General features: G+C 45.3%; 16 protein-coding genes. 10 read left to right on the top strand and 6 right to left on the bottom strand.

The genetic code is table 11. The annotated features are described in order from the left end of the window. The first annotated feature begins 420 nt into the window (after nt 1–420). Both alr and rnk read left to right on the top strand, forming a co-directional pair. Nucleotides 421–1,653, top strand: coding sequence for an alanine racemase (gene alr, locus IQ211_RS06300; RefSeq protein ID WP_189761049.1), 1,233 nt, complete (start codon nt 421–423; stop codon nt 1,651–1,653). Between the two features lie 205 nt (nt 1,654–1,858). Beyond that, nucleotides 1,859–2,269, top strand: coding sequence for a nucleoside diphosphate kinase regulator (rnk, locus tag IQ211_RS06295; RefSeq protein ID WP_189761050.1), 411 nt, complete (start codon nt 1,859–1,861; stop codon nt 2,267–2,269). A gap of 50 nt (nt 2,270–2,319) precedes the next feature. Here rnk and pmbA read toward each other — a convergent pair whose 3' ends face one another. Further along, nucleotides 2,320–3,663: a metalloprotease PmbA gene (pmbA, locus tag IQ211_RS06290; RefSeq protein ID WP_189761051.1), complete on the bottom strand. Its 1,344-nt coding sequence runs from the start codon at nt 3,661–3,663 to the stop codon at nt 2,320–2,322. Between the two features lie 197 nt (nt 3,664–3,860). Between pmbA and yjgA the strand changes: the two genes are divergently transcribed. The 8 genes from yjgA (at nt 3,861) to IQ211_RS06250 (ending at nt 13,660) form a co-directional block, all read left to right on the top strand. Further along, complete coding sequence (yjgA, locus tag IQ211_RS06285; RefSeq protein WP_189761052.1) at nt 3,861–4,397, top strand: ribosome biogenesis factor YjgA; 537 nt, start codon at nt 3,861–3,863, stop codon at nt 4,395–4,397. Between the two features lie 218 nt (nt 4,398–4,615). Continuing rightward, nucleotides 4,616–6,472 carry a type VI secretion system baseplate subunit TssF gene (locus IQ211_RS06280; protein ID WP_223281853.1) on the top strand — a complete coding sequence of 619 codons (1,857 nt, stop codon included), beginning with the start codon at nt 4,616–4,618 and terminating at the stop codon, nt 6,470–6,472. A gap of 32 nt (nt 6,473–6,504) precedes the next feature. Then, nucleotides 6,505–8,499, top strand: coding sequence for a type VI secretion system Vgr family protein (locus tag IQ211_RS06275; RefSeq protein WP_193836334.1), 1,995 nt, complete (start codon nt 6,505–6,507; stop codon nt 8,497–8,499). Nucleotides 8,500–8,501: 2 nt separating this feature from the next. Further along, a complete protein-coding gene (locus IQ211_RS06270) occupies nt 8,502–9,290 on the top strand; it encodes a DUF4123 domain-containing protein (protein ID WP_193836333.1) in 789 nt (262 codons plus the stop codon). Between the two features lie 21 nt (nt 9,291–9,311). Beyond that, nucleotides 9,312–11,258, top strand: a complete 1,947-nt coding sequence (locus IQ211_RS06265) for a T6SS phospholipase effector Tle1-like catalytic domain-containing protein (protein WP_189759138.1) — start codon at nt 9,312–9,314, stop codon at nt 11,256–11,258. Then, a complete protein-coding gene (locus IQ211_RS06260) occupies nt 11,258–11,968 on the top strand; it encodes a DUF2931 family protein (protein ID WP_223281653.1) in 711 nt (236 codons plus the stop codon). The genes IQ211_RS06265 and IQ211_RS06260 overlap by 1 nt, the downstream gene beginning before the upstream one ends. Before the next feature lie 38 nt (nt 11,969–12,006). Further along, nucleotides 12,007–12,273, top strand: a complete 267-nt coding sequence (locus IQ211_RS06255) for a PAAR domain-containing protein (protein WP_189759143.1) — start codon at nt 12,007–12,009, stop codon at nt 12,271–12,273. A gap of 589 nt (nt 12,274–12,862) precedes the next feature. Further along, the gene (locus tag IQ211_RS06250) at nt 12,863–13,660 is read left to right on the top strand and encodes a hypothetical protein (RefSeq protein ID WP_223281652.1); all 798 of its coding nucleotides are present in this window, start codon (nt 12,863–12,865) and stop codon (nt 13,658–13,660) included. Between the two features lie 392 nt (nt 13,661–14,052). On the opposite strand, the gene IQ211_RS06245 is transcribed toward IQ211_RS06250, so the two are convergent. From IQ211_RS06245 to yhdP, 5 genes are read right to left on the bottom strand one after another with little or no spacing between them, the layout of a single operon-like run. Beyond that, complete coding sequence (locus tag IQ211_RS06245; RefSeq protein WP_189759137.1) at nt 14,053–14,322, bottom strand: barstar family protein; 270 nt, start codon at nt 14,320–14,322, stop codon at nt 14,053–14,055. A 4-nt stretch (nt 14,323–14,326) separates the two neighbouring features. Beyond that, nucleotides 14,327–14,740, bottom strand: a complete 414-nt coding sequence (locus IQ211_RS06240; RefSeq protein WP_189759136.1) for a ribonuclease domain-containing protein — start codon at nt 14,738–14,740, stop codon at nt 14,327–14,329. 40 nt (nt 14,741–14,780) lie between these two features. Further along, nucleotides 14,781–16,226, bottom strand: a complete 1,446-nt coding sequence (tldD, locus tag IQ211_RS06235) for a metalloprotease TldD (RefSeq protein ID WP_189759135.1) — start codon at nt 16,224–16,226, stop codon at nt 14,781–14,783. 18 nt (nt 16,227–16,244) lie between these two features. Continuing rightward, nucleotides 16,245–17,093, bottom strand: coding sequence for a deaminated glutathione amidase (gene nit1, locus IQ211_RS06230; protein WP_189759134.1), 849 nt, complete (start codon nt 17,091–17,093; stop codon nt 16,245–16,247). After that, nucleotides 17,090–20,902: an AsmA2 domain-containing protein YhdP gene (gene yhdP / locus IQ211_RS06225; RefSeq protein ID WP_189759133.1), complete on the bottom strand. Its 3,813-nt coding sequence runs from the start codon at nt 20,900–20,902 to the stop codon at nt 17,090–17,092. The genes nit1 and yhdP overlap by 4 nt, the downstream gene beginning before the upstream one ends.

Genomic DNA, 20,902 nt, shown 5'->3' with positions numbered 1-20,902 from the left:
GTATAGCACTCAATGTGATTAAACAAAATACCAGTATAAAAGATAGTCAAGTGGCTAAACGTCGAAGAGCAACGTGGTCAGCAGAATTCCGTAGTCAGCTTATCTTTGATTGAATTAAATACAAAGTGGAATCCCGCCCTGCTTGCCAAGGTAAATGCAAACTCAGTGATTAAAACTGACCAAAGGTAAAAAATCATTAATATAAACTATTCGTTAAATTCTCACAAAGAGTAAAAACAAGACGTTTTGGTTATTAACTTAGTTAATTAATCTAATTATTTATAAATAGTGTAATATAGATAATAAATGTTAGCTTTCAATAAGTTAACCATGTGAAATTAAATTAGAAAAAACTTATTATTAAAACGCAATTACACGAAGAACATTATGCATACAGTTCCTAAAATGGAGATTTACTTCATGCGTTTTAATAAAACCACACTGGCAATTCTTCTTGGTTTGAGTCTGTCTCAAGGTATTTCCCAAGCTGCGCCTGTGCTCTCTTTAGATAACACCCATGCAGAAAGCATCGCAGCAACCAATAACGCTTGGGTTGAAATCAATACCACGACTTTCGAAAATAATATTCACACGCTGCAAAAGAAACTGAATAAAGGCACCAAAATGTGCGCGGTTTTGAAAGGCGATGCTTACGGTCATGGTATTGATCTGCTGATGCCCTCCATCATCAAAACTGGCGTGCCTTGTGTAGGGATCACCAGTAATGAAGAAGCCCGCATCGTGCGTGAAAGCGGCTTTAAAGGGCAACTGATACGTGTCCGCACGGCTGACATCACTGAAATCGAAAGCACATTGGGCTATGACATGGAAGAAATGATCGGCGATTTGGAACACGCCCAAGCGATTGATGCTCTGTCACAAAAACATGGCAAAGCCATTCGCGTTCACCTGATGCTGAACACAGGTCTTATGAGCCGCAACGGTTTGGAAATGAAAACTGAGCAGGGCAAACAAGACGCCTTGAAAATCGCTCAGTTATCTAATCTGAAACTGGTTGGTATGATGAGCCACCATGCATTCACCGATCTGGATGCAATCCGTGACAGCATTAAAAACTTCAAAGAACAAACTTCCTGGCTGATCAAAACAGCAAATCTGAACAGAGACGAAATCACACTGCACGCATCAAGCTCTTTTGCATCACTCAGCATTCCTGAAGCGCAGTTCGACATGGCACGCGTTGGCAGTGCGCTGTACGGCATTCTGACCACCAGCCACCCAGAATTCAAGCCATTGATTCAAATGAAAACCCGCGTTGCTTCTGTTAAAACATATCCTAAAGGTAATGGTGTCGGTTACGACAACACTTTCATCCTGAAACGCGATTCCAAACTCGCTAACTTGCCGGTCGGTTTCTCTGATGGCTTTAGTTCTGCCCTGTCAAACAAAGCTTACGTTCTGATCAATGGTCACCGTGCCCCTGTTGTCGGTAGCGTGTCCATGAACACCGTGATGGTCGATGTGACTGACTTGCCAGAAGTGAATAGCGGCGATGAAGTGGTCATTTTTGGTAAACAAGGTAACGACGAAATCACTCAGTCTGATATCCAAAAATGGGGAGGAATGCATGTTGTTGAGCTTTCTTCCATTTGGGGTGAAACCAACCCACGTATCGTAACCACCGGCTTATAATCTGTGGATCAAAATGGTGGCAGACTGTTCTTTTTTCCATTACGAATAGGCTTTGTTTCATTAGCAATGCAAAACAGTTCGTGATCATGATCTCTTTATTTTCGCGGCAGAACAGCCTAATATCATTTTAATTACTTTGAAAATAACACCCCCCTCCTTGCGATGTGGGGTGTTATTTTGTATTGAGCCTAATTTGGAGTGTGGTATGAAAAAACCTAAAATCATTATCAATGAATTGGATGCCGAACGTTTAGATTCCTTGTTGGAACAACCTGCTTTTGCCAATACCCGCATCGCAGAGGCCTTGAACGAAGAGTTGGATAGGGCAGAAATAGTGGCACCGGTAGATATCCCAGCCGATGTTGTCACCATGAACAGTGAAGTTCGCTTTATTGATCAGGGCAGTAATGAAGAGCGTGTTCGTACGCTGGTCTACCCTGCTTCCCTGCAAGACAGCACCAAACATCTGTCCGTTATGGCGCCTTTGGGTGCTGCTCTTCTGGGTTTACGGGTGAATGATGAAATCACATGGACATTGCCAAACGGTGAAACAACCCGCATAAAAGTATTAGAAATACTTTATCAGCCAGAAGCCGCGGGTGAATATCACCGCTAATTTCCAGCCAGCTCAGTGATGCCGAACTGGCTGCTGTTAATTGAGTATCCCTATTGACCGGCGATACTCATTTCCGGCAGCAACACCGAACCACACTGAATATTGCTACGTGTTTCGATATCATTACCAATTGTTACCATATTCGCCCACATATCTTTCAAATTGCCTGCAATGGTGATCTCACTGACAGGATATTGAATCTCACCATTCTCAACCCAAAAGCCGGATGCGCCGCGAGAATAATCCCCCGTCACCGCGCTAACGCCCTGTCCCATCAGTTCAGTGACAATCAGGCCAGTGCCCATTTCACGCAACAAGCCAGCAAAGTCCAGCCCCTGGCCTGCAATACGCCAGTTATGAATTCCTCCTGCATGGCCCGTGTTCACCATTCCCAACTTACGGGCAGAATAGGAAGTCAGTAACCAAGTCTGCAAAACACCCTCTTTAACAATATCACGTGGTATCGTACGCACACCTTCGCTGTCAAATGGCGTTGAAGCTAACCCACGCAATAAATGCGGCTGTTCTTCAATCGTCAGCCATGAAGGCAAAATCGGTTTACCCAGGCTATCCAACAAGAAAGAAGATTTACGATAAATGCTGCTACCGCTGATTGCGCCAACCAAATGACCGAACAACCCCGTAGCCACCTCCGCAGCAAAGATCACTGGCGCTTTCATGGTTGGTAACTTACGCGCCCCCAGACGAGAAAGCGTACGACGCGCGCACTCTTGCCCCACCCATTCAGGCGATTCCAACTCGTCAAAATGGCGACTCACAGTATAAGCATAATCGCGTTCCATATTGCCATCTTGCTCGGCAATCACACAGCTTGACATAGAATGACGACTTGAGCAGTAGCTTTGCAGCATACCGTGGCTATTACCAAATACCCGGATACCATAATGGCTGTTGAAACTTCCGCCTTCCGTATTAGTAATGCGCCCATCTGCCTGCAATGACGCTTGTTCAGCGCGGGCTGCCAACTCAATGGCTTTATCTGCATCTAAATCTGCGGGATGGAAAAGATCTAATTCAGGCGCTTCAAATGCCAATAACGCTTTATCGGCCGGGCCAGCATAAGGATCAGGCGAGGTATAACGCGCAATATCAATGGCAGCCTGCACAGTACGCGCAATCGCCTCTGGGCTGAGATCTGTTGATGAAGCGCTACCTTTGCGCTGCTGGTGGTAAACCGTGATCCCCAATGCGCCGTCACTGTTAAACTCAACATTTTCGACTTCACTAAAACGGGTACTGACGCTAATTCCCGTCGTTTTATTGACCGCGACTTCCGCAGCATCACAACCGGATTTAGCCAATTCCAGCGCATGGGCAACCGCATCTTCCAGCAGTTTACGCTGCTGTGCGATTTGTTGATTGGTGACTATCATTAATTAACGTAATCCATTGAATTAAAGAGAGAATTCGTCAGAAAAAATGCCTGTTTCCGGTTCATGACACGAATGTCGAGTGGTAATCCGGCAATTTTCCCAGTTACAATACACAATATTAGGATGTTAACACCCACCGGACGATAGGTCATGCTCCAAAACGTACCTTATCCGGCCTTTTTAGAAGGAAAACAATTATGGCAAAGCAGCCTGAAGATTGGCTCGACAATTATCCTGCTGAAGAGGAAGAAGAAGAGATAATCTGGGTCAGTAAAAGTGAAATCAAGCGAGATGCAGAAATTCTGAAAAAGTTGGGCACAGAACTGGTTGAACTGAGTAAAAGCCAACTGGAGCGCATTCCACTGGATGAAGATTTGCGGGCAGCCATTGAGTTGGCACAGAAAATCAAGCGTGAAGGACGTCGCCGTCAATTGCAGCTCATTGGCAAACTGTTGCGTGCCCGTGATCCTGAGCCAATTACCACGGCGTTGGATAAACTGAAAAACCGTCACAACCAGCAAGTCATTGTTTTACATAAACTGGAAGAACTACGTGACAAATTGCTTGAAAATGATGATGCCTTTGAAGAAGTCATCACATTGTATCCACATACTGATCGCCAGCAACTTCGCACATTGGTTCGTAACGCGAAAAAGGAAAAGGCAGCTAACAAGCCACCCAAATCCTACCGTCAAATTTTCCAATATTTGAAAGAGTTATCGGAATCCGCTTAATCCACCTTCACCGCCATTTCATTAAGAATTGGCGGTCATTTCCGGCTTTATTCAGTCCCCAATGGGAAAGATCATAATCGCAATTCAATACAGTACGGCAATGGAATGCTGCCCTTATTTTTATCTAAATTTCTTATCAAAAACGGCCGACATCCCCATATTTCGCCAAAACCAGCTGAAAATTGAATCTAATTGGTTAATTAATTTGACCTATAAGCATGTACAATAAACGTGCTTTGCTGATCGTTTTCGCATTTTATCTCACTGATATTCAGCATGACACCGAAACCCTATTGATAAAACATAAGTTAAATTCAATGAAAAATGACAAGGAATCTCTCTATCTAAAAGAGCGCGCTTACCTGCGAGAGCTGGCTGAGTACATCGCGAAAGAGTCGCCGCATCTGGCTGAATTTTTGGTTTCCTCTCATGATCCCGATATTCAACGGGTTTTTGAAGCCTTTGCGTTTTTGATTGCCAACCTGCGGGACAAGCTTGAGGATAATTTTCCCGAAATTGTTCACGGTCTTCTCTCCCGTATCTGGCCGTTAGCCCTGTCTCCAATCCCACCGACAACGATAATGCAGTTTACGCCCGCGGATGATGAACATCAGGGCACGGCTGATATCCCACAGGGGACGTTAGTGACTGCCAACCTTAACGGACAATTACTCGACTTTAAAACCTGCCGTCCTTTGCATATTGAACCATTGATTGTGCAGGAACGCGCCATCAGGAAAACGGGCACTCACAGTGAAATTATCCTGACACTATGCCAAACCGGTTCGGCGTCTTCTTTCTGGCAAAGCGGAGCCTTATCTTTTTTCCTTGGCACCGATACGAAGCGCGCCGCCCAGCTCAACCTGTGGCTGGATCAATATATCTGTGATGTCAGCCTGAACACACAGGGCGAGCGGCGAACAATTAAACATTTCCCTTATGGCTGGCATGGCCTGCTTGACGAACCGTTGCTGCCCACCGCCAAAAGTCCCTATTCCGGCCTGCAACCGTTGGTGGAATACTATGCGTTGCCGGCGCTTTATAACTTTGTCACGCTGGATATCAGCAACAGTTGCGCCAAAGTCCCGCTGAATGATGATGGCACGTTTGAGTTGATTTTGCGTTTCGAGGGCGAATTGCCGCTGGATGATGTCGAGGGGGCATTTTTGTTGGGTTGTGTTCCGGCGATTCATCTGGAAAACCAGACCAGTCCACCAGTCCGGTTGGAAGCCGGTAATCACCGCTATCCGCTGCCCTTGGGGGAATCGGTGTGCCTGTACCGGCTGCGGACGGTTCAGGTGGTGGTGCAGCCCGAAGACAGCGAGCAGCGTGGCACGCCTTATCACTGGCTGCCGATTGAGCAGTTTGTTCCCGCTGGGCGTTTTTTCGATGACGATGCGCAGCCCGACACGTTTTACTACCAGCTCCAGACTGAGTCTGATTTTCTGGGCAGAACCCTGCACCGGCTGTGCTTTTTTGATTTGACTGGCAACCCGGCAAACAACCTGCCGGAGATTGCTGTCTCGTGCTCTTTCATCGGCTACCATGAGCAGGCACTGACGCTGGAACAGGGCGCAATTACCGTGACACCGGAAAGTGCACCATCTCATCTTGATGTGCAGAATATTATTCCGGTGATGGCCGATTATCCGCCCTTGTTACAGGAAAATAACGGCTGGCCGCTGCTCTCCTGCCTCTCCAGCCCACCGATGATGTTATTTACCACCGACAGCCTGAAACAATTTCTCCGTCTGTTTGACCCACATAGCGAGACCAACCGTCCGCTGAGCCGCCAGTTCCAGCAACACATTGACGGCATTGTGCAGGTAAAAGAGCGCCTGACTGACCGCTTAAGGCGTGGGCAACCGGTTCGGGGGTATGTGTTATCGCTCACCCTGAACCCCGATTGTTACCGCAACCCCGGCGAGATGTACCGCTTCAGCCGGTTAATCAATCAGGCGATGGCCTGTTTTATCAGCCAGTCCACGTTCGTCATGCTGAAAATTTTTACCCCGGACAACAGTAAAGTGTTGTGGCAGTTCTGGCACGTCGATGGATTACGCCCAGCTATGTAAGGCATTCATGTCATAACCGATAAGGAATAAAAATGAAAAGTGGATTACGTTTTACCTGCCGTATCGCGGGTATGCCGGAAGACACCTTTGCGGTCGGCGATTTTTCTTTGCAAGAACAACTCTCTGAGCTGTTTACCCTCAACCTGACATTGGTCAGGGCCGGTAACGCGAACCCCTTTAAGCCGCAGGCAGAAATTGATTTGGCTTCGCTGCTGATGCAGGAAGCGGTGTTGCAGGTTTTTTATGGTGAAACAGAGCAGCGCAAAATCACCGGGATTGTCTCTCACGCTAATTGGGTAGGCACCGATGGTAACAAGACGCTTTATACTATGACAGTTCGCCCTGCCTGCTGGCGGTTGACACTGAATCAGGACAGCCGGATTTACCATCAGCAAAATGCCCCAGCGATATTAAACAGCCTGCTGAAAAAACACCGGGTAAAAGCCGATTCAAAACTTTACGATGCACATCAGGACCGGGAATATGTGACCCAGAAGCGCGAATCCGATTATGCTTTTTTCAGCCGGTTAGCGGCCGAAGAAGGTATCAGTTTCTGGTTTGAGGATGAAACGCTGTTTTTCAGCGACAGCCATCTCGGCATGACCGCCGGTCTGCCACTGCAATACCAGCCCCAGCCGGAAACGGCACACGGAATCGATACGATTTATCAGGTGCAGTTGGGCGTCGGCATGAGCCCGCAGCGCAGCCTGCACAAAGATTTCAACCCGGAGAACCCACGCTATCACCTCTCCCATATGCAAAGCAGTGAAGGTTTCCGCGATTTCGGTAGCCAGACCCCTTACACCGTGTTTGAGAGTTACGGGCGCTTTCAGAAAGATGCGGCCGCCAAACCGTTTTTAAAATACCGGCAAGAAGCACTGGATAACCAGAAACAGACCGGCAGCGGCAACAGTAACTGCATCAAACTGATGCCGGGAAAAATCTTCGAGATAAAAAATCACCCACACAAACCGTTCAACGCCCGCTGGCAAATCGTCACCATCAGCCATCGCGGGCATTGCCCACAAGCGCTGGGCGATAACAGCGGGCAGGGTACGACACTCAGCAATACCTTTAGCTTTATTGATGGTCTTGCCGACTGGCGTCCGCCGTTCCACTACAAACCCTTAGCCGATGGTGATGAAACGGCGATAGTCGTTGGCCCGGAAGGGGAAGAAATTTTCGTCAATAAAGACGGCGCAATTAAAGTGCATTTCCACTGGAACCGCTATGACCAGCCGGATGACAGCGCTTCGTGCTGGGTACGGGTGGCACAGGGCTGGAATGGCAACGGTTTTGGCTTTATGGCGATACCGCGCATCGGGCAGGAAGTGATTATCTCTTACCTGAACGGTGATATTGACCGTCCGATTGTCACCGGTTGTGTTTACAACGGCCTGAACCGTCCGCCGCTGGATTTGCCGGCAGCCAAAACCCGAACTACGTTCAAGACCAAAACCCACAAAGGTAAAGGCTTTAACGAACTGCGCTTTGAGGATGCCAAAGGCAGTGAAGAAATCTATTTTCACGGACAGAAAGATTTTACGGCGCATATCGAAAATGATGCGTACTGGCATATCAAACATGACCAGAAGAGCCGTATCGATAACAACCGTTACCACGATATTCGCGCCGATGACCATAACCAGGTTGCCGGTTCACGCAAAGTCACGACTGAAGGGGATGTTTCGCACCGGATTGCCGGCAGCCAGCATATCCAGACCGGCGATGCCACCGTGATTGACAGCGGGCAGGAAATTCACCTGAAAAGCGGCGGCAAAGTGGTACTGGAGGCGGCAGCAGAAATCACACTGAAAGTGGGCGGCAGTTTTCTGAAAGTTACGCCGGGCGGGATTCTCTCTTCACCGATTAATGTCGGGCAGGGTTCAGCCGGCAGCGGACGCGGGCTGGCACTACAATTACCGGAAGGTGTGGCGCCATTGCCGATGGTAGAGTTTCCGGCTAAACCGCCTTGCGCCATTCTTGCGCAGCAAGAAGAAAACTGGATTATCACTGGAGCAGAATAAGCATGATGGAACCAACTGATTGGAAAACCTGGCTATCACATCAGGACAGAGGGGATTGTTATTTTTTGGTCAACAGCCTGGCGGAACCGAACCCTGTCCAGACTTTTTACCTCAACGGCTGGGCAGAGCAGGCATTTCCGCTCTACAGCGGCACCCCGATGAATGCCATGCTGGAACAAAGCCCGTGGCTGATCCAACCCAAAGCCAAGAGCCTGCCAGAACTGGCTCTGCTGCTCGATAAACACGAACTCAGCGATGCCAGTTGGGGCTGGGGTTATCGCAGCACACTGCCGTGGTCATTTCAGCTAGAGCATTGGCGGTTACATCAACAGGTGCTGCTGCGTGGTCGTGTGGTTATTTTGCGTTTGATGGATAACCGTATTTTCACTCCCCTGCTACCAGCCCTGAAACCTGGTGACTGGCGTAAGCTGTTAACACCGGTTAACGAGTTGATGATCGATACGCCTGACCCGGTTTGCTATTACCGGCCAGAAAATTGCCCTCAGGAACTGAATACGAATTTGTTTGTGTTGGGTGATCATCTGATTGAAGCCCGTTACTCAACTAATACGACTCTCAAGAATTTAGCTTACGCGTTAAGTTGCCAACTTTGGGAAGAAGACCCTGAATTAGCATTGAAACTGGATGAACCAGCAGGGCAATTGCAGATCAGCCTTGTAACGTGGCTGAAACAGATGAGAGGTGAAAAATGCAAACTGGACAAGTTAACAATTGATCATTTTATTACCGATAACCAACAGCTTGCTCTCAACGCACGCATTGACGGATAAATAAAATATAAGGAAGCAATAATGAAGCCGTTAGATCCGACGAATTGTATTGATTGCCAGAATATACTGAAAAACTGGATTGAATTTCAGCTTGTGGATGAGCAGGGTAATCCACTGATAGGGATACCTTATAAGCTGAAAAGCCGGGGAAACAAAAGCATTGTGCGGGCGGGTACCACGGATGGAAAAGGAATATTGCGTGAAGAAGATCTTCCGCCTATGCCTGTAACACTCTCTGTTTCAGCACAGCCTCTTGCTGATAAAGTGGTTCAATGCCCTGCTCGTCCAGACACTGGAAAAATAGGAAATCTTCAGGTAAGAGAAAATAGCTACAACAGCAAGCATGACTATCGTTATATCACATTAGGTGCGATCAGCGATGCCTACCCAAAAGTGAAAGGCTGGCAAGAAGACGAATTAAAAACATCTGAACATTTTAAGGATTCGACATTAAAAGGATTTACCGCTCATCCCCTTAATCGGCGGTATGTACTGGAAGTTCAGGCGATAGAAAGCGGTATTACCTTAACGATTGGTGTCTTTTTTGATGGAACGGGGAACAATACCGACAATATTAATGAGAGGCTTCTATGTATTCCAGAAGCAACCAATATCAATCAACAGTCGATGAGTTGTTCTTTTAACCAATTTGGATTACCCGGTGATACCTCACGTATCAGTTATGATGGCTACTATACCAATGTGCATTTTTTGCACAAAACATATATCAATGAGAAAATTGATGATAATTCTCACCAGATCAAAGTGTATATCGAAGGAATTGGTACGCAGGCAGGAAAATCAGACAGTGTGGTGGGGTATGGGTTAGGAATAGGAGAAACCGGTGTTCATGCCAAAACCGAAATGGCCATACAAAAAATAAAAACTGAGCTAACAGAATCACTGAAAAGTATTCGGGAGAATATCAAATGCCTGCAATTCGATATTATTGGATTTAGCCGTGGAGCTGCGGCAGCTCGACATTTTGCCAACAGGGTTTTTAATCACGATCCTGTTTTGGAACAAGCCTTAGCAGACAGCTTTAACCAGCACCACTATCTGGGTAAATCCTCATACCCCACCGGAAAAAACCGTTTTCTGGGTATCTTTGATACCGTTGCAGCTATTGGTACATTAGGTAATGGGCTGAATCCTCACTCTGCCGATACAGGCGATATTGATATTCGTTTACCTGCTGGCATTGCTGAACATATCTTTCAGATTACGGCGATGAATGAATGCCGCTATAATTTTTCTTTAAATAGCATCAAGCCTGATTACCCTGAACTTATATTCCCCGGGGCACATTCAGATATTGGTGGTGGCTATAACCCAACTGAAACAGAACGATTATTCATCACCCGTCCACGCAGCCTTACAGTAGATGAAAGTACCCCCAATAATACTACCTGGATATATAAAAAAGCACAGGATGAATTATCTCAAATGAGGAACTATCCTGCCATTGCACCATTACTTCACAACAACGAGGTAAAAGTAGAAACATGGCAAAATAACCAGTTTTACCCCCGTAATGACCTAGAACGTTTTCAAAAACAAGTGGCAGTCGCGGCGGTGCTCTATCGGGAAATCACCAATGACTGGTCTAAAGTAGTCATGTTGGTGATGAAGGATGCGGCACAAGAAGCTGGTGTAATCTTTGGCAAGCCTAATGCTGATGATAAAGATTACCAACTCTGCCCAGAACTTACACCACTGGTAGAGAAAGCGCTTAATCAAGGACGAGCTGTTCGACAAGGCCAGCCATTTATTCCTTTTAACGAAGAAGAGTTAGCCTTGATCCAGACTAAATACGTCCATTGCTCATCCCACTGGAATAGCGTGGTTATAAAAGAGGAGCAAATTCAGGGTGGAGTGAATGCCGTAGAGTTAATCAGTTTTGTGAACCGCCCTTGTGCAAAATGGCACCGAGCCATATTTGATATGGCTGGTAAGGAAATTTCATAATGAGAAACAAAAAAACATTAGCCTTGTTACTAGGATTAGGTATGGCTCTGGGATTAACTGCTTGTCAGTCCTACCCGCCCGGAAAACGGGTTGTGACTTACAAGCCTATTGTGCGCCACAGTAAACCGCTGCCTTACGATAAATGGTGGTTTCAAATTTATACACCGAAATATTTCCCTGCCAGTGTTAGTTTTGTTCAGTTTCAGGATGAAGATAATTATATTGTGCAAAAATTTATGAATGATGGAGCCCAATCGAGTATTCAGAGTTTGGCTAACTGGAGTCAGAAATTAGGCGGGGGAGCAGGTAGTAGTGTTAAAAATCATGGTGAAGCCTTACCACTTCGGATGATGATTTGTTGGGATTCAGTGATTGATAAAAAATCCTATCAAACGTTGTTTGAATTTACACCGGAGATAAGGGAACTGATGCGTGAACCTGCTTTCTACCCCGGATATGAAAAACAGCCACCTGACTACCGAAAAGTTATCTTTATCGGTCTAGCACCTAGTGGAACAGCCCGCGCTTGGCTAAGAGGTATTGATAAAAATAACGGTGACAATATCTTAATTGCCACAGGTGAATCAGTTTTCGGCGATAAAATGACGGTATGTCAAGGAAAAACAAAAGTTCTGAATGGTTATAGCGAATATCCAAAATATATCAAAGACTTTATCAAAGGGAAAAAGTACCCCTACGGAAAGTGGTAAACGATCACTGTGAAGTTATTTCAACATCAGAAACCAATATGAATTATTTAGAGTTTCTGATGTTGGAACTGATATCAATTACTAATAACCAAATTTTTCAGGTAATAAGGTTAAAACTAGCAAACAAAGCCGTTATTTTATTAAACGACACAACCGATCACGGTGGGAAAGTGATTATGGCTATAGGCGGTTATACTTATCGAAAGAACTACCGAACTTCTCGCAAAGGTAAAGCGCTATCAACGACCTGTAATCTCTCTAATCGGAATTTTAATTCGTTGGCGCAAAATGAAGTTTGGGATTGAGATATCACCTATTTAAAATCTCAATCCCAGATCACATTACTAGCGTTTATAAAGATGCTCAGGATGAATTATCCAAAATGAAAAAACCTCCAACATTTGATACTGCTATTGGAACATCATTAAGTATAACTGTATTTACTACCTTCATTAAATAAAAAAACTCAAAAAGATACTGTCGAATTTATCGAGCAACAAGCACAGTCAAAGATAGATCAGTTCAGGCAGCAAGAAATAAGTTCTCTATACCCATATAATAATGAAAATTCTACTGATAAAGGAGGGTTAGGGGCTTTAGATCATAGTAGTACCTTATACTCACGTTATATTGATCAGAGACTAAGAGAGCTGTGTGCGCTTTCCCCAGATAAAAAATCCCAAAAACCTAATGAAGACTTATCGTTTTTAGAAAGTGAACCAGCCTCCATTCGGGCAATCCTGGATAGAAAGAAGGTTAGAAAATACTATTTTTTAATGGAGATAGATAATCAACTGGCAAGTACACTAGAAGTTACTCGAAATGATAAAATAGGTTCAATTGCCTTGCAACGTTATTATGAGAAGAGATAAAAAATAGTAAGGAATCATAGATATGACAATAAAATTTATGCCGTTAGCATTATTATCACTAACTGTGTGTTTAACAGGGTGTGATTTTTTTTCGAGCACCATTTCAGAACATTGGAGTTCTTACAAAAATAAATCATATCCATTTTCTCCTCCTCAAGAAAATAAATGGATCACGGTTGAAGGAATTGTTCCCCCCAATACACAACCGAGTTTAAAAAGTGATTATATATCAATTAAGTGCCTCTCTACTCATCATACTGCTGGTGGAACACTTTATCATGAATCCAAACATCACTGGAATAATATTAATATTTCAGTTGATCCAATAACCGGTTTTTTTAAGGAAAAAATACCTTTTCATGGAGGTGGATGGTGTCAATGGAAAATCAATACTATTTCATTGGCTCTTCGTTATACTAATGTTAATCATTTGATAAAGGATGCAGTATCTTATGATGGAACAGGTATATATGCCAGCATAAATAATGCAGAGGAAACACAATATGGTATGAGAAAAGCATTAAATATTATTGAATATCATCCTACAATTTATCCTTTTTTAAGAAAACATCACGCAAATCCTGATAAGGTAGGGTTATATGGTGAAAAAGGTGGTATGACTCCTTTTTGGTTAAGACTCACGGATGGAAACGAATGGAAAATCATCTATAAACCCATATTAGATGAAACTAAAATGCCTAAGATAATTATCCCAAAAGGCGAAGAACCATCCAGGGTTGAATACCCAGATGGAAAAATAGATTTAAACAGAGATTCTATTGATTATTGGAAAATAAATAATACATCACAATGGGAATAGTTATTCATCTTAACATCAGAATCTATACGGATTAAACTTCAAGTTGCAATTTACAACACTGTATGAAACCTGATTTGCTCCCCCGCGAAGCGGGGAGCAAATCACACGCATCTTGAAGTTAGATTGGTATAAATAGGTTTTCATAATACTGAGAGTCTCAGATGCTGGAGTTCCTTACCCGCGCGACGCACAGGGTAAGGAATATATAGCAAACAAAGCCGTCATTTTATTAAATGACACCACCGATCATGGTGAAAGAGCTATTGTTGCTGTGGGGCTACAATTACAAAGGTATTCCTGTTACCGGTTTAGGTTTACCCTATGATGAATAAGCAAAAAAGCCGCCTGCATCAACGCAAGCGGCTTAAAGAACCTCAAACAGAAGAGAAAATTCAATCTATCACATTAAACCGCAATTCCCCTTCTAGCTCTTCTTCGGCTTCTTCTAATAACAATATTAACGCCGCAAAACGCGTTCTTTTTTGCCCAGTCACGTGGATAAAATTAATCTCAACGGGTAACTGAATATAGCCAGTCACTGCATCCCACAGTGCATCCAAGTTGCTACCAAAATCATCCCCAAGATCGAAGCGCTGTTTGAATTCATCATAGAAAGCGCTCAAATCAGGGAGTTGGCTAAAGTCGAATTCCACCTTTTTCATGCCATTACTCCAGTCTGGTAAAACTGTTGTAGTGATCAACCGTTAGATAAATAAAGCCATCGTTAGAATAAAGTAACCTGTCACTTCCTCTGTGCCCACACCGATAATTGACATCCGCTTCAAACCAGTGGCGGCCGGATTTTGTCGGTAATTTATGCTCACGGTTGGAAAATTTATCACCACCAATCGCTTTGCCCGGCAATACTTCACATAAATTACCTGCACGAGCGTTCCAGCCAAGGCGACGGGCTTGCTTCTTCGTAATGTAATAGTCTGGCAATGTGTGATGCTGGCGCAGATAGTCCGCAACACGGTTTTGTTCAGTCAGAACATCAATCTGTTCTTCCTCTGAGTTGGCAAAGGCGGTATACATGACAGCCAGAGCCAATAGTACCGCCGCCAGGATGCTCTTTTTCATGATGACCTCAAGCCATTCGTTCTAATACTCAAGAAAATGATCAGGCTGTTCCACCTACAGTCAAGTTATCCAGTTTCAACGTTGGTTGACCAACACCCACTGGTACACTTTGGCCTTCTTTACCGCAAACACCTACACCTTTGTCGAGAGCCAAATCATTGCCAACCATTGAAATTTGCTGCATGGCTTCAATCCCCGAACCAATCAAGGTCGCCCCTTTTACTGGCTTAGTGATTTTGCCGTTTTCAATCAAATAAGCTTCAGAAGTTGAGAAAACAAATTTACCCGATGTGATATCCACCTGACCACCACCGAAATTCGGTGCATATAGCCCACGATCTACACTGGCGATAATTTCTTCTGGTGTGGAATTCCCCGCCAGCATGTAGGTATTAGTCATACGAGGCATCGGCAAATGGGCATAAGATTCACGGCGGCCGTTACCCGTCGGAGCCACTCCCATCAAGCGAGCGTTGAGTTTATCCTGCATGTAGCCTTTCAAAATGCCATTTTCGATCAAGACATTGTATTGCCCTGGAACGCCTTCATCATCTATCGCCAATGAACCACGGCGCCCTTCAAGTGTCCCGTCATCCACTACGGTACAGAGTTCTGAAGCCACTTTTTGCCCAATCTGACCAGAGAAAACAGAAGTTCCGCGGCGGTTAAAGTCCCCTTCCAGACCGTGCCCCACCGCTTCATGCAACAGAACTCCCGGCCATCCAGCACCCAATACAACTGGCATAGTGCCCGCAGGCGCGGCAACCGCTGACAAGTTGATCAGTGCCATGCGAACCGCTTCACGCGCAAATTGCTCTGCCAGAATCTGACCATCTTCGGTACGCAGGAAATATTCGTAACCATAACGAGCACCACCACCACTGCCGCCACGCTCACGCTTACCGTCTTCTTCCACCAAAACACTGACAGAAAGACGTACCAATGGGCGAATATCTGCTGCCAATGTACCGTCTGTCGCCGCCACCAACACTTGTTCATAAACACCGGTCAGGCTGGCATTGACTTCTTGTACACGGGGATCTTCCGCCCGTGCAATTTGATCAACGCGATGCAACAAAGCAATTTTTTCTTCCCGACTCATGCTCTGCAAAGGATCAATTGTTGGATAAAGTGCCTTATGCGTCACTGCACCTAACGTGTGCGAAATACCATTACCTGCTTCCCGCACGATACTGCGCGCAGCCTGAGCGCTTTGCTGTAACGCATTCAATGTGATTTGATCTGCGTAAGCAAAACCCGTTTTTTCTCCACTGATCGCACGAACGCCCACGCCTTGATCAATATTATAGGAGCCTTCTTTGATGATGCGGTCTTCCAATACCCATGTTTCGTGATAACTGGATTGGAAATAGAGATCAGCATAGTCCAGACGACGCTCAGCCAATTGCCCCAATACCGAAAATAAGTCTTGATGATTCAAATTATTAGCAGCCAGTAAATGTTCACTGACATAAGTTAAACTCATATTAATTACTCTTTTATCTTAGTTTGTATTCTTTTTTATCAAAGAAGTCAGTTGTGGACGGAAGCGATTGTGTTTCACCACTTTTATCTGCTCACGCATGTGAGTCAAACTATCCCGACGGATATTAAGCTGTAACGCGCTGACAGTCAGAGGATTTTTCTTGATAATCTCTCCCCAGCCACTGATCGCCATGGTATGTCCCCACGTCCTGCGAGTGCCATGTACACCAACCTGTGCGGGTGCCAAAATAATACATTGATTCTCGATAGCACGGGCTCTCAGCAAGGGTTCCCAATGTGCTTTACCCGTCAAGCGGGTGAAAGCAGCAGGGACGGAAATAAGCTCTGCACCCTGTTCACGTAATGCCTGAAAAAGTCCTGGAAAACGCAGATCATAACAGATAGTCATTCCCAAGCGACCAACAGGTGTATCAACAACGGTAATATGCTCCCCACGCTGATAAATAGTGGATTCATTATAGGCACCATGTTCATCGTTGATATTGACATCAAACATGTGGATTTTGTCGTAACGTGCCCGAATTTCACCTTGATCATCAAACAGCAAACTACTGCTTGTGATACGAGTAGGATCTTCCCGACTGATAAGCGGCATAGAACCAATCAGCAGCCAAACACCGTAACGTTGTGCCAGTTCGCTCACGGCCTGCTGTAATGGCCCACATCCCTGCGTTTCTGCATGTGCGCGGTAGGTATCAGCATCAGCGAATAACAGGGCATTTTCTGGTGTCAGTACCAGTTTTACTGTCTCTGGTACTTGCCTGATCTGCTGTTCAATTTGCGCTAAATTGTGTTTGACGTTCGTACCACTGCATAATTGTAAAAGTGCAACATTGGCGTTTTTCATGGCCCTTTATTCTCCTTAAGCTGACGTATAACTTCATCAATTTTAGGTTGTTCGAGGCTGCCCGTTAACCGATAGCGAATCACCGATATCTTACTCCATAGGGGCCTTAGTGCTTTTGTTGCGGCAAAAATTGCCGCGCCCGCCACAGGATTGACGGCAAAGGCCGTTGCAACTCCCACCGTTGTCGAAATTTCTGGCGTAATGACCAGTGCCATATTGATCTGACGATGAACTAAATCCGTCCGCCCTGTCGCATTGATGTCTGCTGCCAATCCATCGATAAGAAAGTTATCGGTATATATGACGCCATTTTTTAGCGTCGCGTCACCACGAATGGAATCAAAGTTGAAATCATTACTGAATGTGTCACTAAAATCCAATTGTAATTTACGCAACAACGCATCAAAACTGATGAGTCTTAGTAATTGCCCTGCTCTGCCGCCGCCTAATTTGGCGATGGCCCCTTTTTTCATGTCGCCAGTCAGCGTGCCATTCAGCGTTTTGAGATCTGGCTGCCACGGGACATTTTGCCAATTCAAATTGAAATCAAATTTGAAAGGCGCATCTACAATCGGAACGATAAAGCCCAAATAAGCGGCCATATCATCGAATTTTTCTCCTGATAACTGCCCTTTGATATGACTATAACTTCCGGTATGGTTTTCATACCAACGCCCAGATAATGTCAGGTTTCCAGCACTGTTCTCCATTTGCCCATTGGACAAAATCAGGGAATCACCTTCTGGCCTGATCGATCCAGATATTTTGCCAAGTTTTAATCCACCCACCCAGCATTCTGCGCATTTAACATCCAATGCAGGCCAATTGTTCAAAGCATAATGAGGCGCTGGCGCCTTATCTGACATTAACCTTTTACCATCAACCGATGAATCTGTCGCAAACAAAGGATCATAATAAAGGTAATTGATTGATGCCTGCATAGGCTTATGCTTTGCAATCAGAAGGTTGCCATTAATTTCTTTCCCTTGTGCACTCACGTTTACTGCACCGTTTTGTTGCACGACATTGAATATAAGTTGATTCCAGCGCTGTCCAGCAAGATCCAGCGCTGGCAATGAAATTTCAAATAGGCTTGGCCATAGCGAACCGTTATCTTTCGAGGGCTGCCAATGCAGAAGTTCAAGCAACGCCAATAATTTTTCACCATCAATGGCAGGCAATTTTAAGGCCAGCAATGATTTTTTCGGCAGAGCAGGAATACCTATATTATCGGTCTGAAAAATACCTCGCTGCAATTTGGTATGGGCTTCTTCCAGCCTCCACTGGGTGTTGAAAGCATATCGCTTGCCCAGTAACCCTTTGATCTGGAGCTGGTCCATATCACCTTCAGCATGGAGGTTAACTTTATCCCATTCCCGCAGAGATTCTGTGTCCAATATGGGTAATTGGCTATGCAAATGTGACAAATCTGCATTAACTGCCACACGGTATTTCACGTCACTTTTTGTCTCACCAGAAGGTATCGTAACATTGACATTTCCCTGCCAATTCAGCGCTCCAGAGATCTTGTTGCGAATCTCCGCTGGAAGTTCCGGTAATGCCTTCGCCGCCCAATGTGAATCCAGTTTCACATCAACCTGATAATGTTTTGGCAAGTCTTGGGTGGAAAACTGTAGGGATAAGGGATTTCCTAACCAATGAGCAGTTAATGTCTCACTTTTTAACTTACCATTGTCAAAGCGGAATTTGCCGTTGAGATGCGCCATTTCGCTATTCAATGGCTTAATGAACAGATGAGTATCTTTCAGCGCCACTTCCCCGCTCGCTGTAACTTTCCCACGCTGCAAGGGAATATCCATATGGAGTTTTCCATCCACCCGACCACTTAGCTGTAAGTTCTCTAGTGCGCTGCCAATCGTGCCTGCCATCGGGCTATGGTTGAAATAATCATGAATACTCTTCCCATCCCCAGAGAGTGCCGCATCAATCAACAGCTTATGCTTACCGTAATCCGGGATCACTGCCGAAACGTGAGTCGCCTCCACTTTTCCCAAATGCGCTTTCTGTGCCAGCATCCACAATCCATTGTTCTGGAAGTTCAAATCGATATTCAAATCAAACAGCGCTGGCCAATCGGGCTGGTATTGAAAGGTGGCATGGCGCAGTGGCACAACTACCTGAAATTGACCGTTGTTTTGCTTAAACGGAAAGTCATGAGGATCACCATGAAAAATCAGGGTTGCATTATCGACCTTGCCCTTAATCAAGGAGGCGGTCAAATAGTCTGTCAGAGATTCACCCATCAGTGGCTTGGGAAAATAGCGCCAAGCTTCACCCAGGTCATTAGCTCGAATCCCCGCTAACATGGCTAAAACAGGTGGTTTACTGTGAGGTTTTAGATAATGGAAATTTCCATTAAGCCATAGCGATTTGGCCTGCAAATCCAGCCCCTGGCTCCATACTTCCATGCCATTTTGACCATTTTTCCAGAATACCTGCCCTTCGCTGCGGGTAATCTCAAGCGGAGCCTGAAACATATTGCCATAATCAATAGTGCTGTTTTTCAGTGCAATATTGAGCTTTCCCCAATGCTTATTTCCCGCTAAGTTGCCACTAAAATGGTTAACTGAAGGCAGTTCCTTCCAACGTAACCAGCTGACATCCTGCCATTTCAGGCGAATTCCCATATCATCGGGAAGTGCTGGTGTGATATCGAGGGCAAAATTGTCAATCACCCCTTTTGGCTGGCGGTGCTGCCAATCCTTGACGATATCCGGTGTCACAAAAGAGAGTATCGGTAATATCCCGTTTAAATATTCAAGCTGGATATTTTCAGCACGAATACGCCAGTGATCATTACCCTGATATTGCTGTGACTGCTTAACATACAGTGTTGCGAGCTTCCCTTCAGGCCACTGTTGTTCGTCAGTTTTCAGGCTTGCCAGATTTGGCACGTCAAACAACCACCCTTCACCCTGGCGACGCATCTGCACCAGAAAGTCACGCACTTCAAGCCGATGGTTTTCATTTTCGACATGCCAATTGGCGCCACCATGCCTGAGCTGCAAACGTCCACTTTCAATCCGCCCATTTTGCAAGGTAATCCAACTAGCCAGACTGAAATGAGCATTATCCAATCCTGTGTTGTCCCTTAACCAACGGCTTAACCACAGTCGCATGTCGATATCATCGGCCTGCAAATAAACGGTGCCATTATCCAGGATCCCAGCGCTATCTTTCAGGTCAAGTTTCACCTGGACAATACCTTCTTGCCCATTAAGCGAAGAGAGGCTTACGCTGCCTTGTGCCCGATGGCGGTTATCTTGATTCAGCCAGGTTAGCTGCGGTAATAGCAAATCGGCTTTTTCACCCGATGGCGTCAAAAAGGTCAAGCGGCTGTCATGCAAATCAAAATGATTGAATCGCTCAAGAAACAGGGTAGAGAGGCTATCCGGCTGAGAAAATCTGTTTTCGCCCTCTGCGCCAAACAGCGCTTTATCGTAATTTACCTGAAGCTGGTAAAAGGACAGATCACGAAAATGCCAGCGCCGTTGTAACAATGAGCGCCAGACATCCAAAGAAAGTATGACCTTTTGGGCATGGATATCGACATCTGCCGTTTTCGCGCTGATATCATGGATTTCCAGACTAGGGCCAAAAGGTTCCCAGTGACCTGTTATGTAGCCAATATTGACAGGAATGTTTGTCACGTCAGCAATTTTTTCGACTAATTGCTGACGATATTCATTGATGTGTGGCAGGAAGAAACGCAACCCGCTGACAAGCAAAGCCACAATGATAATGGCTATTGCGGCTGTCGCTAATAGTATCCCCGGCAGTCGCTTCAC

The organism is Xenorhabdus griffiniae, assembly GCF_015163655.1.
GTDB lineage: Bacteria > Pseudomonadota > Gammaproteobacteria > Enterobacterales > Enterobacteriaceae > Xenorhabdus > Xenorhabdus griffiniae.
The sequence above is the reverse complement of the archived record's forward strand: the minus strand, read 5'-3'. Positions and strand labels throughout refer to the sequence as shown.

Bases quoted from the DNA above. Each gene is read 5' to 3' on its own strand.
- IQ211_RS06275 (WP_193836334.1), top strand. From the start codon at position 6,505: ATGAAAAGTGGATTACGTTTTACCTGCCGTATCGCGGGTATGCCGGAA.
- rnk (WP_189761050.1), top strand. From the start codon at position 1,859: ATGAAAAAACCTAAAATCATTATCAATGAATTGGATGCCGAACGTTTA.
- IQ211_RS06245 (WP_189759137.1), bottom strand. From the start codon at position 14,322: ATGAAAAAGGTGGAATTCGACTTTAGCCAACTCCCTGATTTGAGCGCT.
- IQ211_RS06280 (WP_223281853.1), top strand. From the start codon at position 4,616: ATGTACAATAAACGTGCTTTGCTGATCGTTTTCGCATTTTATCTCACT.
- tldD (WP_189759135.1), bottom strand. From the start codon at position 16,226: ATGAGTTTAACTTATGTCAGTGAACATTTACTGGCTGCTAATAATTTG.
- pmbA (WP_189761051.1), bottom strand. From the start codon at position 3,663: ATGATAGTCACCAATCAACAAATCGCACAGCAGCGTAAACTGCTGGAA.
- IQ211_RS06270 (WP_193836333.1), top strand. From the start codon at position 8,502: ATGATGGAACCAACTGATTGGAAAACCTGGCTATCACATCAGGACAGA.
- IQ211_RS06260 (WP_223281653.1), top strand. From the start codon at position 11,258: ATGAGAAACAAAAAAACATTAGCCTTGTTACTAGGATTAGGTATGGCT.
- IQ211_RS06265 (WP_189759138.1), top strand. From the start codon at position 9,312: ATGAAGCCGTTAGATCCGACGAATTGTATTGATTGCCAGAATATACTG.
- IQ211_RS06250 (WP_223281652.1), top strand. From the start codon at position 12,863: ATGACAATAAAATTTATGCCGTTAGCATTATTATCACTAACTGTGTGT.
- yjgA (WP_189761052.1), top strand. From the start codon at position 3,861: ATGGCAAAGCAGCCTGAAGATTGGCTCGACAATTATCCTGCTGAAGAG.
- IQ211_RS06255 (WP_189759143.1), top strand. From the start codon at position 12,007: ATGAATTATTTAGAGTTTCTGATGTTGGAACTGATATCAATTACTAAT.
- IQ211_RS06240 (WP_189759136.1), bottom strand. From the start codon at position 14,740: ATGAAAAAGAGCATCCTGGCGGCGGTACTATTGGCTCTGGCTGTCATG.
- nit1 (WP_189759134.1), bottom strand. From the start codon at position 17,093: ATGAAAAACGCCAATGTTGCACTTTTACAATTATGCAGTGGTACGAAC.
- alr (WP_189761049.1), top strand. From the start codon at position 421: ATGCGTTTTAATAAAACCACACTGGCAATTCTTCTTGGTTTGAGTCTG.